Below are 13724 nucleotides of genomic sequence, written 5' to 3' on the forward strand. Positions count from 1 at the left end.
TGTCCCCGCGCGGGCGACGCACGCCGCGCGTTGAGCCATCGCGCACGACCGTCGAACATGAGCGTCATCTCCACTGACTCACGGCTCGACACCTCGCCATGGCACACGACACGACATCGACAGGCTTCAGCGCCGCGCCCGAACGCGCGGCCATCGACGCTCGCGCCATCACGCATCGCCGGAGCCGCCCATGATCGTGCGCGCACTCCAAGGCGACACGGTCGACGCGCTGTGCTGGCGCTACTACGGCCGCACCGACGGCACCGTCGAAGCCGTGCTCGAGGCGAACACCGGGCTCGCCGATCGGGGCGTCGTGCTGCCGACCGGCACGGCCGTCTACCTGCCGGCACTCGACACGGTGACGAGCACGAAGCCGCTGCTGCAACTGTTTGACTGACCCCGGAACCGCCATGGCCGAACCCAACACCACCACCGCCGCCGCGCTGTCGACCGCGATCGGGCTCGCCGGCCTCGCGCCCGGCATCGACGGCAATGCGCTGATCGGCGCGTTCACGGGCGCCGCGCTCGTCGTCGTCACGTCGAAGGAGATCGGCGCCGCGCGGCGCGCGGCCTACATGCTGATCTCGCTCGTGATGGGCTACCTCGCCGCGCCGGAAATCGTCAACGCCACGCCGATCCATTCGACCGGCGTCGCCGGGTTCTTCGCGGCCGCGCTCGTGATCGCCGTCACGCTGCAGCTGATCGAACGGGTCAAGACCTTCGACCTGCTGTCGCTGTTCCGCAAAGGGGAATGACATGCACCTCCCGCTCGCGCTGGTCGCACTCGCCGCGCACCTCGCCGCGCTCGCGCGCGTGCTCACCTACCGCCGCAACGGCGCGCGGCACCGCCGCCATGCGTCGTGGGTCGCGTGGGCGCTCGTCGCGGTGACGGGCGGCGCATCGATCGAGCTGGTGCTGCATGCGCAATCGGTGCGCTTCTTCGACGCGGCCACCGCGGTGCTGCTGGCGATGTTCGTATACGGCACGCGCGGCAACGTCGCGCGTCTTCTGCGGAGCGAATGAACGATGAAGAGCCGCCGCCTCGGCGACCACGGCGACGACGTGGGCCTGCTGCAACGCCGGCTGATCCGCGCCGGCTATCCGGTGCAGGTGACGCACGTCTACGACGACGCGACCGAAGCCGCCGTGATCGCGCTGCAACGGAAGACCGGGCTCGTCGACGACGGGATCGCCGGCCCCAAGACCTACGCCGCGCTCGCCACCGGCCAGCGCGATCCGCAGCACCTCGGCATCGCCGACCTCGAACGCGCGGCCCGCACGCTCGCCGTCCCGCTCGCGTGCATTCGCGCGGTGAACGAAGTCGAATCGCGCGGCGCCGGCTTCCTGCCCGACGGCCGGCCGGCGATCCTGTTCGAGCGCCACGTGTTCTGGAAACGCCTGCAGGCGCGCGGCATCGATCCGGCGCCGCTCGCGGCCCGCCAGCCCGACATCGTGTCGACTGCGCGCGGCGGCTATCGCGGCGGCGTCGCCGAGTACACGCGCCTCGCCGCGGCCGAACAGACCGACGCCGGCGCGGCCTGGGAATCCGCGAGCTGGGGCGCGTTCCAGGTGATGGGCTGCCACTGGCAGCGCCTCGGCTACGCAAGCGTCGACGAGTTCGTCGCGCGCATGGAAAGCGGCGAAGCGGAACACCTCGACGCATTCGTGCGCTTCGTCGCCGCGGACAACGCGCTGCTCGCCGCGCTGCGCGCGCGCAACTGGGCCGCGTTCGCGCGCGGCTACAACGGGCCCGACTACGCGGCGAACCTGTACGACGTGAAGCTCGCGCGCGCGTACGGCCGGTATGCGTCGCAGCAGCCGCTTGCGGCGGCGAGCGCCGGGCCGGACGACGACGCGGCCGCCGCATGAGCGCACTCGCCGTGAAGCTCGCCGCGGGCCTGATCGCGCTTGCCGCCTGCGTCGCCGCCGTGCTGTACGTGCGCGCGCTGCACGCCGATCTGGCGACATCCCGACAGCAGCTCGCCGGCGCGCAGCAGGCGCTCGCCGCGCGTGACACCGCGATCGAGCGCCTGCAGCAGGACGCCGCCGACCGGGCCCGACAGCAGGCGCGGCTCGACCGCACGCAAACCGCGATCGCGTCGAAGCTCGATGCCGTTCGCCTTGAAAACCGGAGATTGACCGATGAAAACGCCGCGCTTCGCGCCTGGGCTGACGCTCCTTTGCCTGACGATGTTGTCCGCCTGCAAACCCATCCCGCTCTCACCGGCGCCGACGATTACGTCGAACGCGTGCCAGACGGTGAGCCCGTGCACGCTGCCGGCGCTCGCGCCGCGCACCAACGGTGATCTCGACGCGGCGCTCACGAGCGTGACGGCCGCGTGGGCGACGTGTGCGGCCCGGGTCGACATGATCGCGGCGTGCCAGGCCAGCGCACGGCCGGCCATGCAAGCCAATACGGAGGCACGCCCCCATGAATAAGCCCGACAGCCTGCGGCGCGCGCTCGTCGCCGCGGTTCCCGCGCTCGGCGCCACGCCGGACAAGCTGACCGTGCGCATCGAGCAAGGCACGATCGCCGCGACCGGCACCCTGTCCGCGTCATTCGAATACCGGTACGTCGCGCGCGTGCTCGTCACGGATTTCACGGGCGACACGGATCCCGTATTCGTCGCGCTGGTCGACTGGGTGCGCGCGAACCAGCCCGATCTCGTGACCAACCCCGCGGCGCAGGCGAGCGGCATCGTCTTCGAGGCGATCGCGCGCGAACCGGCCGCGACCGACCTGTCGATCCGGCTCGCGTTGACGGAAAGCGTCGTCGTGACCACCGGGCCGGACGGCCAGCGCGTCGTCACGCACGTCGACGATACGCAGGTCGATGCGCACGACACGCTGACGTGGGTGGCCATGCCGCAGCGAGGCGCCGCATGACGACGTCCGCGCTCATCGACCTGTCGAGCCTGCCGGTGCCCGATGCGCTCGACGCACTCGATTTCGAAACGCTGTATGCGCGCCGCAAGGCCGCGCTGATCGCGCTCTGGCCGACGCCGGAGCAGGCGGAAATCGCCGCGACGGTGGCGCTCGAATCCGAGCCGCTCGCGCGCCTGCTGCAGGAGAACTGCTATCGCGAGCTCGTGATGCGCCAGCGCATCAACGATGCCGTGCGCGCCGTGATGCTCGCGTATGCGCAAGGCAGCGACCTCGACCAGCGCGCGGCGCTGTTCGGGATCCAGCGGCTCGTCGTCACGCCCGCCGACCCGGCCAACGACATTCCGGCCGTCTACGAGGACGACGACGCGCTGCGCCGTCGCATCCAGCTCGCGCCGCAGGGCTTCAGCGTGGCCGGCCCGTCCGCCGCGTACGAGTCGAAGGCGCTCGCCGTCGACGGCCGCCTGCTCGATGCGAAGGCCACGCGCCCGCAGCCGGGCGACGTGCTCGTCACGCTGCTGTCGCGCGACGGCGACGGCACCGCCGACGACGCGCTCTGCCGCAAGGTCGAAGCCGCGCTCGCGGCGGAGGATCAACGGCCGCTGAACGACACCGTGCTCGCGCGGCCCGCGGAGATCGTCCGCTACCGGATCCGCGCGAAAGGCTACACGCGCTCGGCGGTCGGCGCCGACGTGCTGATCGCGCAGGCGACGAAAAACGCCCGCGCGTATGCGGACAAGGTGCGCCGCCTCGGCGTCGGCGTCGCGGAATCGGCGATCAAGGGGGTCTGCCAGGCCGCCGGGCTGTCGAGGACGGAGCTGATCGAGCCGGCCGGCGACCTGCCGATCGGCCCGACCCAGGCGTCGTTCTGCGTCGACGTCGTCATCGAGTACGGCGGCATCTATGTCTGAGCTGCTGCCGCCGAACGCGACGCCGCTCGAGCGGCGCGCCGCGACGGCGCTCGCCGCGAGCGTCGACCTGTCGGTGCCGGTGCGCGGCTACTGGAACCCGGACGACTGCCCGGCGGCGTTGCTGCCGTATCTCGCGGCCGAGGTGTCGGTCGACGGGTGGGAGCTCGCCGAGTCGGACGACGCGCGCCGCGCGCTGATCCGCTCGGCGATCGCGCTGCACCAGAAGCGCGGCACGCCGTGGGCCATTCGCGAAGTGATCCGCCGGCTCGGCTTCGGCGAGGTGACGATCGTCGAAGGCCGGCGCGTGCGGCGTCGCGACGGCTCGGCCCGGTACAACGGCGACTACGTGCACGGCCGCGAAACGGCGTGGGCGGAATACATCGTCAAGCTGTCGCGGCCGATCACCCGCGACCAGGCGGACAACCTGAAGGCGGTGCTCGAACGCTACGCGCCGCGACGCTCGATGCTCGCGTCGCTCGACTATCGCGAGGCACCGATTCGCTACAACGGCTTCGCACGCCGCGATGGCCAGTACAACAGAGGGAGTATCAACGCATGACTGATCTGGTCGAAAGCTCGAGCTGGACGCCCGGTATTCGTCAGTTCGAAACGTCCGACCCGGTGGAGGGTGGGCCGGACGGGATCGATAACGTGCCGCTGCGGCAGCTGGCGAATCGGACGCGGTTTTTGAAGGACAGGCAGGAGGCGCACGAGGGCGCCGTCGATCCGTATCCGCAATACGCGACGAAAGCGGATCTCGCGCAGAAGGTGGCGGCGCTCGTCGATCAGTCGCCCGAGGCGCTCAATACGCTCAGGGAGCTGGCGAACGCGCTCGGCAATGATCCGAGCTTCGCGACGACGGTGACGAATGCGTTGGCGCAGAAGGCGCCGATTGAGTCGCCGGTTTTTACGGGGGTGGCGAAGGGGACGACGCCGGCGCAGTTCGACAGCAGCACAAAGCTGGCGTCGACAGCGTTCGTGCAGGCATCGCTTGGCAACATGCGCGGCAGCTACACGACCTCGACCAGCGGGATATTGGGCGCAGCACAAGCCGGCATGCAGGTGTATGTCCTGGCGCCCGGCACGACCCAGACGATCAACTTCGCGGAACTGAAGGACGGCGTGCGGATGATCGTCTACGCCAACTACACCGCTGCAGGACCGACGACGTTGGCGATCAACGGATCGGCGAAGTTTGTCGCCGTGACAAGGATGATGGACCCGACCATCACGCTGAATCCCGGTGACGCGATCTCGTTCGTCGTCGACGCGTCAAACATCAATATCGAAGTGACAACGGCGAACTTGCGGTATTCGGCTGGGTTTGGCGCAAGCCTCTCGCCCAACGGTTATCAGAAGCTGCCGAGCGGATTGATTCTCCAGTGGGGCTATACCGCCGTTCAAGCAAGTTCGCTTCTAACTGTTCCTCTGCCGATCACCTTTCCAAACGCGAACTTCGGCGTAGCGTGCGCAGCGGACGATCCTGCGGCGAATGGGACTCAATACCGATGGACGGCCGGTGCGCGCACGCGCTCGACCATCAACATCGTCAATAACTGGCCAAGCGGGCCCATTGGCGGCTCGTGGATTGCTTGGGGGATTTAAGGCATGGGACAAAAGCAAGCGGCATACGACGCGAAAAGCAGAATCGTTGCCTTCTACGATACGGTCGACAGTCCCGCCCCACCGGGCGCAAACGTCGTCGACATTACGGACGACGAGTGGCGTGAATTGATCGTCGGTCATTCACGCGGGAAGCTGGGAACACTGGACGTGAATATGCGTCCGGTGCTGATCGACCCACCAGCGCCGACACGTGACGACGTGGCAGCATCCATACGCGGAAAGCGCGACTCGGCAATGAGCGCGACCGACTGGCTCGTATCGCGTCACCAGGACGAAAAGCTGATCGCCAACGGCACGACGCTGACGGCTGCACAGTTCTCGGCGCTCATCAAATATCGTCAAGAACTGCGCAATCTCAGCGATGCGGACGGGTGGCCCTACGTCGCCCTTCCGCCTGCGCCAGATTTCGTGGCCGAGATGGCTTAAGCGCCACCGCTCCCGCCACCCCGATCCGCATCACCCCGACGGCCGTCGTCGGCATCGCCGACGACGCCTTCGCACTCCCTCCCAACACGTCGGTCCTTCCGACCAACGTATTCGCCACGCCCGGCCAGTTCGGCACGCTATGCCGAACGATTTCGCGTGCGGGCTCGATCAGCTTCCCTGTCACTCGCCATTTCGGGTGAATACGTCGGCGCCGACATGCCGTGCCACGCCCATGCGTCACGACGCACCAACGCAATGAACCGGGACTGCTGCACACATCAAGACCACCGCGCTACGCGTCCCGACGTCCTGCGCCCCCACCCCGATTCCGCGAAACGTCGGCCCGGTGGTCCACGTAACCCATCGAACGAGATGCCGTGTCGAACGCAGAGACGACATCGGTCATCCCATCGCTCGATTTGCGACTCTCGACACGCATCACCACCCACGCCTCCCCCTTCCGTCCTCACCTCCACCACACACGCCATCACTCGCCCCCCACGCCTCCCCCCGGCACCATTGACCCCATGGACGCTAACGAAACTCAACGGCAGGCACGCAACGCGGTGCGCAAGGGAACGATCCTCGCGATCAACCATGCGCGCGCGTTGTGCCGCGTCTCGGTGGGCGACCCCGACACCGACGGCGGCGGCCTGCAGACCAACTGGATTCCGTGGATCGCCTGCGCGGCCGGCACGACGCGCGACTGGCTGCCGCCGAGCGTCGGCGAGCAGGTCGTCCTGCTCTGCCCGATGGGCGATCCGGCGCAAGGCGTCGCGCTGCGCGGCCTCTTTTCCGACGCCGCACCTGCGCCGGCATCGAGCCCCGACACGCACACGCGCGTCTACCCCGACGGCGCATCGATCGAATACGACCACGCCGCGCATGCGCTGAAGGCCTCGCTGCCGGCCGGCGCGACCGTGCTCGTCGTCGCGCCCGAATCGATCGTCGTGCAGACCAAGGCCGCGACCGTGCAGGCCGAGACCATCACGCTCGATGCGCAGCAGACGACCTGCACCGGCGCGATGACGGTCAAGGGCCCGTTCGCGTTCGAAGCCGGCATGACCGGCACGGGCGGTGCGGGCGGCGGCGCCACGATGCAGATCGACGGCGCGGCCACCTTCACGCGCGAAGTGACGTCGCAAGGCATCAGCCTGCCGCATCACAAGCACCGCGAACAAGGCGATGGACAACTGGTGAGCGAACCGCAATGAAAGGCATGAACGCAAACACCGGCCGCTCGATCTCGGGCCTCGGCCACTTCTACCAGTCGATCGGCAAGATCGTGACGACGCCGCTCGCGTCGTGCGTGATGCGCCGCACGTTCGGCTCCGAGCTGCCCGACCTGATCGATGCGCCGGGCAACGGCGCGGTGCGCACGCGCCTGTACGCGGCGATCGCGACCGCGCTGATGCGCTGGGAGCCGCGCCTCACGCTCACCCGCGTCGTGCTCTCGTCCGACGACGCGGACGCGGCATCCGGCACGGTCTATCTCGACATCGAAGGCTGGACGAGCGAGAGCGGCGCGGCCGTGTCGACGCGCGTGCCGGTCGCACACGGGAGCGCGGCATGAGCGTGACCCCGATCGACCTGTCGCAGCTGCCGTCGCCCGACGTCGTCGAGACGCTCGCCTACGAAGCGCTGCTCGCCGAGCGCAAGGCGCGGCTCGTCGCGCTGTACCCGGCGGACGAACAAGCGGAGATCGCCGCCACGCTCGCGCTCGAATCGGAGCCGATGGTGCGGCTGCTGCAGGAGAACGCCTACCGCGAGCTCGTGCTGCGCCAGCGCGTAAACGACGCGGCGCGCGCGGTGATGCTCGCGTACGCAACGGGCCGCGACCTCGACAATCTCGCGGCACTGTTCGGCATCGAACGCCTGACGATCACGCCCGCCGATCCGGAGCACGACATCGAGGCCGTCATGGAAAGCGACACCGATCTGCGCGCCCGCACGCAGCTCGCGCCGCAGCGCTTCTCCGTCGCCGGCCCCGAGGGCGCATACGTGTCGCACGCGCGCAATGCGGACGGTGGCGTGCTCGACGCGTCGGCGGTCAGCCCCGCGCCGTGCGAAGTGCTCGTCACGGTGCTCGCGCGCGGCGGCGACGGCACCGCGGATCCTGCGCTGCTCAAGGCCGTGACGGCCGCGCTGCAGGCCGACGACGTGCGCCCGCTCACCGACAAGGTGACGGTGCGCGGCGCGGAGGTGCTGCGCTACGCGATCCGCGCGCGCCTGGTGTTCTTCGCCGGCCCCGATCGCGCTGTCGCGCTCGCGCAGGCCAACAAGGCGATGCGCAAGTACGCGGACGACATGCACCGGCTCGGCATGGAAGTCACGCTGGACGGCATCTACGCGGCCGCCCGCGCGGCGGGCGTGCAGAAGGTGATCCTCGAAAGCCCGCTCGCCGGCATTCCGGCGACCAGGCAGCAGGCGCCCTACTGCACCGGGATCGAGCTGATCGACGGCGGGGTGTACGGCAATGAATGACATCCTGCCGCCGAACGCGACCCGGCTCGAGCGCAAGCTCGCGGCCGTGAACGCCCGCATCGACGACGTGCGCACGCCGCTCGCGACGCTGATGAACCCCGACGCGATCCGGCTCGACCTGCTGCCGTGGCTTGCGTGGCACCTCGGCGTCGACGCGTGGAAGGGCTACTGGCCCGAGCACGTGAAGCGCGCGCGCGTCCGCGAGGCGATTCCGATCGCGCGCCGCAAGGGCACCGCCGCGGCCGTGCGCGACGTCGTCGCGACCTTCGGCGGCAACCTCGTGCTGCGCGAATGGTTCGAGCAGAACCCGCCGGGCCGGCCCGGCACGTTCGACATCGTGATGACGGTCAGCGGCCAGGAGGGCGAACCGCCGACCGCCGAATACGTCGCCGACATCCTCGCGGAAATCGACCGGACCAAGCCGGTACGGGCGCACTACACGTTCACGCAGGGCTTCGCGATGCGGGGCCGGCAACGCGTGGGCGCCGCCGCACGCGTGGCGGCCTATCGCCGCCTGAACCTCACCGACTACTGACCGCACATGGCAACCCAGATCATCATCACCGACGCCGGCCGCGCAGCGCTGGTCGCACCCGGCAACGGCGGCACCAGCGCCCACCAGGTCGTGGAAATCGGCCTGGCGAACGCGCCGTTCGTCGCCGACAAGGGGCTCGTGAAGCTGCCGAACGAGCTGAAGCGCGTCACGACGTTCGGCGGCGCCAACATCGCGCCGGACACGATCCACGCGACGCTGAAGGACGACACGGCGGACCAGTACTCGCTGTACGGGTTCGGCCTCTACCTCGAGAACGGTGTGCTGCTGGCCGCCTACGGCCAGGCGACGCCGATCATGGAGAAGTCGCCGGCCGCGCTGCTGCTGCTGTCGACCGACATGCAGTTCGCGACGATCGATGCGACGCAGCTCGTGTTCGGCGATGCGTCGTTCCTGAACCCGCCGGCGACGACCGAGCGGCAGGGGGTGGTCGAGCTGGCGACGCAGACGGAGGTGAACAACGGCGCCGACGAGACACGCGTGCTGACGCCGAAGACCGCCGCGTCGCGGTACGCGGCACTGACCGGCGCGAAGTTCACAGGCCCGGTCGTCACCGAGTTCGATGCAGGTCCGGACACCGCGCACGTCACCGTTCGCCCGCCGTCCGGCAAGACCGGCCGGGAAAGCCGCGTGCGCCTGCACGGCACGTTCGGCGCCAACAACGCCGATACCGGCACGCGTCTGGTCGCGACGGTGCGGGCAGGCTTCGACAACGGGGCATGGGGGCGCGAATACGTCGATCTGTGGCTCAACAAGACCGCCAACGATCCCGAGACCGATGCGAACCAGGCGCGCGCCGTGCGTGTCACGTACGGCGGTCGCGTGCTGGTCGGCGACGTCAGCGATGACGGCTCGAATCTGCTCCAGGTAAGTGGCGGGGCAAAGTTCGGCTGGGCGTCGGCGGGCTATTTGGCTATCGACAATGGCGCGAGCTGGTCCACGCTATACCTCAAAAACGGTGGCAAGAATCGCTGGACGCTCGGTAAGTCGGATGCAGACGACTTCGCGGTCTCTGCATTCGCCGACGACGGCACGACGCAAAGCCGCGTGCTGGATATTTCGCGGACGACGCAGGTAGCGAACTTCACGAAGCGGCCGACCTTCGCCGGCGCAACCCCCTGGGACAGCGCCAACCTCAATCCGGCGCAGTTTGTGGCAGACGCCGTGCTGACCGCGTTGGTCGGTCAGATCGTCTTCGAACCTCGCACGACGGTACGAGCCGGCTTTCTGAAGGCGAACGGCACGCTCGTGAACCGCGCGGACTATCCGCGTCTGTGGGCGTATGCGCAGGCGAGCGGCGCGCTCGTATCGGAACAGGATTGGGTGAACGGTCGTTCGGGCTGCTTCTCGACCGGCGATGGCTCGACGAATTTCCGTCTCCCTGAGATGCGCGGCGAGTTCGTCCGGTGTTGGGACGATGCCCGCGGTACCGACACAAATCGCGCGATCGGCTCGTGGCAGGACAGCGCGAACCGATGGCACGCCCACGGCGCAAGTGCGAGTGAAGTCGGCGATCACGCCCACTCGGCGTGGACAGACGTGCAGGGCTGGCACGGTCACACGATCTCTCGACACGCACTCATAACGTCCGCCGGCAGTCCGGTCAATGGATCAAACGGAGCCGAAATGAGTGATGCCGGCGGCGGCCCGCCGTTCGGGACCGATGGAAGCGGAAACCACGGTCACAACGTCGGCATCGGCGCGGCAGGCCGCCACAGCCACGCCATCACCATCAACGCTGACGGCATCAACGAAGCGCGCCCCCGCAACGTCGCGCTGCTCGCCATGATCCGCGCCTATTAACCTGGATACCGAACCATGCTGATTCACCACTACAGTCAGTCGACCGGCGAATACCTGAGCAGCAGCCAGGCCGATGCCGACCCGCGCAACGACCAACGCTGGCTCATCCCCGCATGGGCAACTGTCGACGCGCCGCCGCCGCGCACGCCGACCACCTGGCCGTTCTATCGCGACGACGCGTGGATCCTCCTGCCGGACTTTCGTGGCCGTGTCTGCTATCGCACCGATACCGGCGAGCCCGTCGAAATCACCGTCGCGGGCAAGACCCCCGACGAACTCGGGCTGACCACCGAGCCGCGCCCGTCGCCGCGCCACGCATGGATCAACGGCGCCTGGACCGTCCCGCCCGAGCTGATCGAGCAGGAGAAGCGCGCCGCGGCTATGGCCGAGTTCGAACGACGGCTCGAAACCGCGCGCAAGGCGAACGTCGGCAAGGCCGATGCCTACGCCGCGGGCCTGCTCGACGACGAAGGCATCTACTACTTCAAGGCCTGGTCGGCGTACCAGATGGCACTCGTCTCGGCGATCCAGGCGGAGACGTTCCCGGATGCCGTGACGTGGCCCGCCACGCCGGCGCCGTACGTGCCGCCTCCGCCTGCCCCGCCCGCCGAGCCAGCCACACCCGCAGTTCCGGTCGCGGATAGCGCGGCCTGATCCGCCCGGGAATCCTCCCGTTTCTCTCACTTGACCACATAGGAGTCGCACACCATGCCGCAGGATTACCACCACGGCGTACGCGTCATCGAAATCAACGAAGGCAGCCGTCCGATCCGCACGATCTCGACGGCCGTCGTCGGCATCGTCTGCACGGCCGACGACGCCGACGCCGCCGCCTTCCCGCTCAACACGCCGGTCCTCCTGACCAACGTCGTCGCCGCGCTCGGCAAGGCCGGCAAGAAAGGCACGCTGCGCCGCACGCTCGACGCGATCGGCCGACAGACCAAGCCCGTCACGATCGTCGTGCGCGTCGCCGAAGGCAAGGACGCCGCCGAAACGAACACCAACGTGATCGGCGCCGTCACCGCCGACGGCAAGTACACCGGCATGAAGGCGCTGCTCACCGCGCAGGCGCGCTTCGGCGTGAAGCCGCGCATCCTCGCGGCGCCGGGCCTCGACACGCAGCCGGTCGCCGCCGCGTTCGCGTCGATCGCGCAATCGCTGCGCGCGTTCGCGTACGTGTCGGCCAACGGCGCCAAGACGAAGGAAGAAGCCGTTGCATATCGCAAGCAGTTCAGCCAGCGCGAAATCATGGTGATCTGGCCGGACTTCCTTGCGTGGGACGACACGACCAACTCGACCGTCGTCGTGCCGGCCACCGCGTACGCCGCGGGCCTGCGCGCGAAGATCGACAACGACACGGGCTGGCACAAGACGCTGTCGAACGTCGGCGTGAACGGCGTGACGGGCATCAGCGCGGACGTGTCGTGGGATCTGCAGGATCCGGCGACCGACGCGGGCTTCCTGAACGAGCAGGACGTCACCACGCTCGTGAACCGCAACGGCTTCCGCTTCTGGGGCTCGCGCACGTGCTCGGACGATCCGCTGTTCGCGTTCGAGAACTACACGCGCACCGCGCACGTGATCGCCGATTCGATCGCCGAAGCGCAGATGACGATCATCGACGGCCCGCTCAACCCGTCGCTGCCGCGCGACATCATCGAGACCATCAACGGCAAGTTCCGTGAATGGACGTCGCAGGGCTACCTGATCGGCGGCTCGGCCTGGTACGACCCGGAGCCGAACACCACCGACGTGCTGAAGTCCGGCAAGGCGTACATCGACTACGAATACACGCCGGTGCCGCCGCTCGAAAACCTGATGCTGCGCCAGCGCATCACCGACCGCTATCTCGCCGATTTCGCCACGCGCGTCAGCGCCTGACGTCCGGCCTCACCAGGAGTCACACACAATGGGTATGCCTCGCAAACTCAAGGGATTCAACCTGTTCCAGAACGGCGAGAACTTCGTCGGCCAGGTTGTCGACGTCACGCTGCCGAAGCTCACGCGCAAGATGGAGGACTATCAGGCCGGCGGCATGAACGGCCCGATCAAGATCGACATGGGCCAGGAAGCGATCCAGATCGAATGGACCTGCGGCGGCTTCATGCGCTCGGTGCTCAGCCAGTACGCGATCACGAAGCACGACGGCGTGCTGCTGCGCTTCGCCGGCGGCTACCAGGCCGCGGATTCGACCAGCGTCGACGCGATCGAAATCATCATCAAGGGCCGTCACAGCGTGATCGACATGGGCACGGCGAAGACCAAGGACGAGAACGCGTTCAAGGTCACGACCGTCGCCAGCTACTACAAGCTGTCCGTCAACGGCGAGGACCTGATCGAGATCGACTTCATCAACATGGTCGAGAAGGTCAACGGCAACGACCTGTTCTCGGCACTGCGCAAGGCGATCGGCCTGTAATCCCGCGCCCGGCCGGCTCCACCGGCCGGGCCTGAACCCGCGTCACCCCCTTCTTATCCGACAGGACCACCATGAACCCGATTCAATCCGACGACCCGGCCGTGACCGACCTGCAGGCCGCCGCACCCGCCGCCGTGAGCGCACCCGCCGCCGTGAGCGCACCTGCCGCAGTGGCCGCAGCGCCCGCGCAGGACGATCCGGCCACGCATACGCTCGACACCCCGCTCGTGCGCGGCAACCAGACGATCGACGCGATCACGCTGCGCAAGCCGAAAGCGGGCGAGCTGCGCGGCGTGTCGCTGTCCGATCTCGTCAGCCTCGACGTCGCCGCGCTGTCGAAGGTGCTGCCGCGCATCAGCACGCCGATGCTCACGGAAGCCGATGTCGCGAACATCGACCCCGCCGACCTCGTGCAACTGGGGGGCATCTTCGCCGGTTTTTTGATGCCGAAGGCCGTGAAATCCCGACTGGCCTCCCAGACCGCATAGAAGACCCGATGGCAGACATCGCGACGGTGTTCGGCTGGACCCCGCCCGTGATGGATGCCTTCAGCCTGGCCGAGCTGATGGACTGGCGCGAGCGCGCACGCGTGCGCGCCGGCGCCGAATGAGCGAAACG

General features: G+C 68.4%; 21 protein-coding genes. All 21 read left to right on the forward strand.

Annotated elements, in window-relative coordinates; translation table 11 throughout:
• The first annotated feature begins 190 nt into the window (after positions 1–190).
• Positions 191–397, forward strand: a complete 207-nt coding sequence (locus ABFO07_RS01590) for a tail protein X (RefSeq protein WP_059563912.1) — start codon at positions 191–193, stop codon at positions 395–397.
• A gap of 13 nt (positions 398–410) precedes the next feature.
• Positions 411–755 carry a putative holin gene (locus ABFO07_RS01595; protein WP_059563911.1) on the forward strand — a complete coding sequence of 115 codons (345 nt, stop codon included), beginning with the start codon at positions 411–413 and terminating at the stop codon, positions 753–755.
• Between the two features lies 1 nt (position 756).
• Complete coding sequence (locus ABFO07_RS01600; RefSeq protein ID WP_059804250.1) at positions 757–1023, forward strand: phage holin family protein; 267 nt, start codon at positions 757–759, stop codon at positions 1021–1023.
• 3 nt (positions 1024–1026) lie between these two features.
• The gene (locus ABFO07_RS01605) at positions 1027–1869 is read left to right on the forward strand and encodes an N-acetylmuramidase family protein (protein WP_347468141.1); all 843 of its coding nucleotides are present in this window, start codon (positions 1027–1029) and stop codon (positions 1867–1869) included.
• Positions 1866–2306: an Rz-like lysis system protein LysB gene (gene lysB / locus ABFO07_RS01610; protein ID WP_059804246.1), complete on the forward strand. Its 441-nt coding sequence runs from the start codon at positions 1866–1868 to the stop codon at positions 2304–2306. Before ABFO07_RS01605 ends, lysB begins: the two co-directional genes overlap by 4 nt.
• Positions 2191–2439 (forward strand): Rz1-like lysis system protein LysC, encoded by a 249-nt coding sequence (gene lysC, locus ABFO07_RS01615; RefSeq protein WP_230944907.1) that lies wholly within the window; start codon positions 2191–2193, stop codon positions 2437–2439. The genes lysB and lysC overlap by 116 nt, the downstream gene beginning before the upstream one ends.
• The gene (locus tag ABFO07_RS01620; RefSeq protein ID WP_059804243.1) at positions 2432–2887 is read left to right on the forward strand and encodes a phage tail protein; all 456 of its coding nucleotides are present in this window, start codon (positions 2432–2434) and stop codon (positions 2885–2887) included. The genes lysC and ABFO07_RS01620 overlap by 8 nt, the downstream gene beginning before the upstream one ends.
• A complete protein-coding gene (locus tag ABFO07_RS01625; RefSeq protein ID WP_059563906.1) occupies positions 2884–3795 on the forward strand; it encodes a baseplate J/gp47 family protein in 912 nt (303 codons plus the stop codon). The genes ABFO07_RS01620 and ABFO07_RS01625 overlap by 4 nt, the downstream gene beginning before the upstream one ends.
• Positions 3788–4354 (forward strand): phage tail protein I, encoded by a 567-nt coding sequence (locus ABFO07_RS01630; protein WP_347468144.1) that lies wholly within the window; start codon positions 3788–3790, stop codon positions 4352–4354. Before ABFO07_RS01625 ends, ABFO07_RS01630 begins: the two co-directional genes overlap by 8 nt.
• The gene (locus tag ABFO07_RS01635) at positions 4351–5400 is read left to right on the forward strand and encodes a gp53-like domain-containing protein (protein WP_155631768.1); all 1050 of its coding nucleotides are present in this window, start codon (positions 4351–4353) and stop codon (positions 5398–5400) included. The genes ABFO07_RS01630 and ABFO07_RS01635 overlap by 4 nt, the downstream gene beginning before the upstream one ends.
• A gap of 3 nt (positions 5401–5403) precedes the next feature.
• Positions 5404–5847, forward strand: a complete 444-nt coding sequence (locus tag ABFO07_RS01640; protein ID WP_059804231.1) for a phage tail assembly chaperone — start codon at positions 5404–5406, stop codon at positions 5845–5847.
• Between the two features lie 527 nt (positions 5848–6374).
• Positions 6375–7061 carry a phage baseplate assembly protein V gene (locus ABFO07_RS01645; protein ID WP_347468146.1) on the forward strand — a complete coding sequence of 229 codons (687 nt, stop codon included), beginning with the start codon at positions 6375–6377 and terminating at the stop codon, positions 7059–7061.
• Positions 7058–7420, forward strand: a complete 363-nt coding sequence (locus tag ABFO07_RS01650) for a GPW/gp25 family protein (RefSeq protein ID WP_059563901.1) — start codon at positions 7058–7060, stop codon at positions 7418–7420. The genes ABFO07_RS01645 and ABFO07_RS01650 overlap by 4 nt, the downstream gene beginning before the upstream one ends.
• Positions 7417–8331 carry a baseplate J/gp47 family protein gene (locus ABFO07_RS01655; protein WP_059563900.1) on the forward strand — a complete coding sequence of 305 codons (915 nt, stop codon included), beginning with the start codon at positions 7417–7419 and terminating at the stop codon, positions 8329–8331. Before ABFO07_RS01650 ends, ABFO07_RS01655 begins: the two co-directional genes overlap by 4 nt.
• A complete protein-coding gene (locus ABFO07_RS01660) occupies positions 8324–8866 on the forward strand; it encodes a phage tail protein I (RefSeq protein WP_059563899.1) in 543 nt (180 codons plus the stop codon). Before ABFO07_RS01655 ends, ABFO07_RS01660 begins: the two co-directional genes overlap by 8 nt.
• Before the next feature lie 6 nt (positions 8867–8872).
• On the forward strand, positions 8873–10687 hold the full coding sequence (locus tag ABFO07_RS01665) for a phage tail protein (protein WP_347468149.1): 1815 nt from the start codon (positions 8873–8875) through the stop codon (positions 10685–10687).
• A 15-nt stretch (positions 10688–10702) separates the two neighbouring features.
• Positions 10703–11341, forward strand: coding sequence for a tail fiber assembly protein (locus ABFO07_RS01670; protein ID WP_060351687.1), 639 nt, complete (start codon positions 10703–10705; stop codon positions 11339–11341).
• Between the two features lie 54 nt (positions 11342–11395).
• Positions 11396–12568: a phage tail sheath protein gene (locus ABFO07_RS01675; protein WP_059906837.1), complete on the forward strand. Its 1173-nt coding sequence runs from the start codon at positions 11396–11398 to the stop codon at positions 12566–12568.
• A 28-nt stretch (positions 12569–12596) separates the two neighbouring features.
• Positions 12597–13106, forward strand: a complete 510-nt coding sequence (locus ABFO07_RS01680; RefSeq protein WP_059563895.1) for a phage major tail tube protein — start codon at positions 12597–12599, stop codon at positions 13104–13106.
• A gap of 71 nt (positions 13107–13177) precedes the next feature.
• Positions 13178–13594 (forward strand): phage tail assembly protein, encoded by a 417-nt coding sequence (locus ABFO07_RS01685; protein WP_081081525.1) that lies wholly within the window; start codon positions 13178–13180, stop codon positions 13592–13594.
• A gap of 8 nt (positions 13595–13602) precedes the next feature.
• A complete protein-coding gene (locus ABFO07_RS01690; protein ID WP_017334850.1) occupies positions 13603–13716 on the forward strand; it encodes a GpE family phage tail protein in 114 nt (37 codons plus the stop codon).
• The last annotated feature ends 8 nt before the right edge of the window (positions 13717–13724 follow it).

It is taken from the genome of Burkholderia stagnalis, from assembly GCF_039848545.1.
In the GTDB taxonomy this organism is placed as follows: Bacteria; Pseudomonadota; Gammaproteobacteria; order Burkholderiales; family Burkholderiaceae; genus Burkholderia; species Burkholderia stagnalis.

Excerpts from the sequence above, each read along its gene's own strand:
- ABFO07_RS01590 (WP_059563912.1), top strand. The coding sequence starts at position 191 with ATGATCGTGCGCGCACTCCAAGGCGACACGGTCGACGCGCTGTGCTGG.
- ABFO07_RS01595 (WP_059563911.1), top strand. The coding sequence starts at position 411 with ATGGCCGAACCCAACACCACCACCGCCGCCGCGCTGTCGACCGCGATC.
- ABFO07_RS01600 (WP_059804250.1), top strand. The coding sequence starts at position 757 with ATGCACCTCCCGCTCGCGCTGGTCGCACTCGCCGCGCACCTCGCCGCG.
- ABFO07_RS01605 (WP_347468141.1), top strand. The coding sequence starts at position 1,027 with ATGAAGAGCCGCCGCCTCGGCGACCACGGCGACGACGTGGGCCTGCTG.
- lysB (WP_059804246.1), top strand. The coding sequence starts at position 1,866 with ATGAGCGCACTCGCCGTGAAGCTCGCCGCGGGCCTGATCGCGCTTGCC.
- lysC (WP_230944907.1), top strand. The coding sequence starts at position 2,191 with ATGTTGTCCGCCTGCAAACCCATCCCGCTCTCACCGGCGCCGACGATT.
- ABFO07_RS01620 (WP_059804243.1), top strand. The coding sequence starts at position 2,432 with ATGAATAAGCCCGACAGCCTGCGGCGCGCGCTCGTCGCCGCGGTTCCC.
- ABFO07_RS01625 (WP_059563906.1), top strand. The coding sequence starts at position 2,884 with ATGACGACGTCCGCGCTCATCGACCTGTCGAGCCTGCCGGTGCCCGAT.
- ABFO07_RS01630 (WP_347468144.1), top strand. The coding sequence starts at position 3,788 with ATGTCTGAGCTGCTGCCGCCGAACGCGACGCCGCTCGAGCGGCGCGCC.
- ABFO07_RS01635 (WP_155631768.1), top strand. The coding sequence starts at position 4,351 with ATGACTGATCTGGTCGAAAGCTCGAGCTGGACGCCCGGTATTCGTCAG.
- ABFO07_RS01640 (WP_059804231.1), top strand. The coding sequence starts at position 5,404 with ATGGGACAAAAGCAAGCGGCATACGACGCGAAAAGCAGAATCGTTGCC.
- ABFO07_RS01645 (WP_347468146.1), top strand. The coding sequence starts at position 6,375 with ATGGACGCTAACGAAACTCAACGGCAGGCACGCAACGCGGTGCGCAAG.
- ABFO07_RS01650 (WP_059563901.1), top strand. The coding sequence starts at position 7,058 with ATGAAAGGCATGAACGCAAACACCGGCCGCTCGATCTCGGGCCTCGGC.
- ABFO07_RS01655 (WP_059563900.1), top strand. The coding sequence starts at position 7,417 with ATGAGCGTGACCCCGATCGACCTGTCGCAGCTGCCGTCGCCCGACGTC.
- ABFO07_RS01660 (WP_059563899.1), top strand. The coding sequence starts at position 8,324 with ATGAATGACATCCTGCCGCCGAACGCGACCCGGCTCGAGCGCAAGCTC.
- ABFO07_RS01665 (WP_347468149.1), top strand. The coding sequence starts at position 8,873 with ATGGCAACCCAGATCATCATCACCGACGCCGGCCGCGCAGCGCTGGTC.
- ABFO07_RS01670 (WP_060351687.1), top strand. The coding sequence starts at position 10,703 with ATGCTGATTCACCACTACAGTCAGTCGACCGGCGAATACCTGAGCAGC.
- ABFO07_RS01675 (WP_059906837.1), top strand. The coding sequence starts at position 11,396 with ATGCCGCAGGATTACCACCACGGCGTACGCGTCATCGAAATCAACGAA.
- ABFO07_RS01680 (WP_059563895.1), top strand. The coding sequence starts at position 12,597 with ATGGGTATGCCTCGCAAACTCAAGGGATTCAACCTGTTCCAGAACGGC.
- ABFO07_RS01685 (WP_081081525.1), top strand. The coding sequence starts at position 13,178 with ATGAACCCGATTCAATCCGACGACCCGGCCGTGACCGACCTGCAGGCC.
- ABFO07_RS01690 (WP_017334850.1), top strand. The coding sequence starts at position 13,603 with ATGGCAGACATCGCGACGGTGTTCGGCTGGACCCCGCCCGTGATGGAT.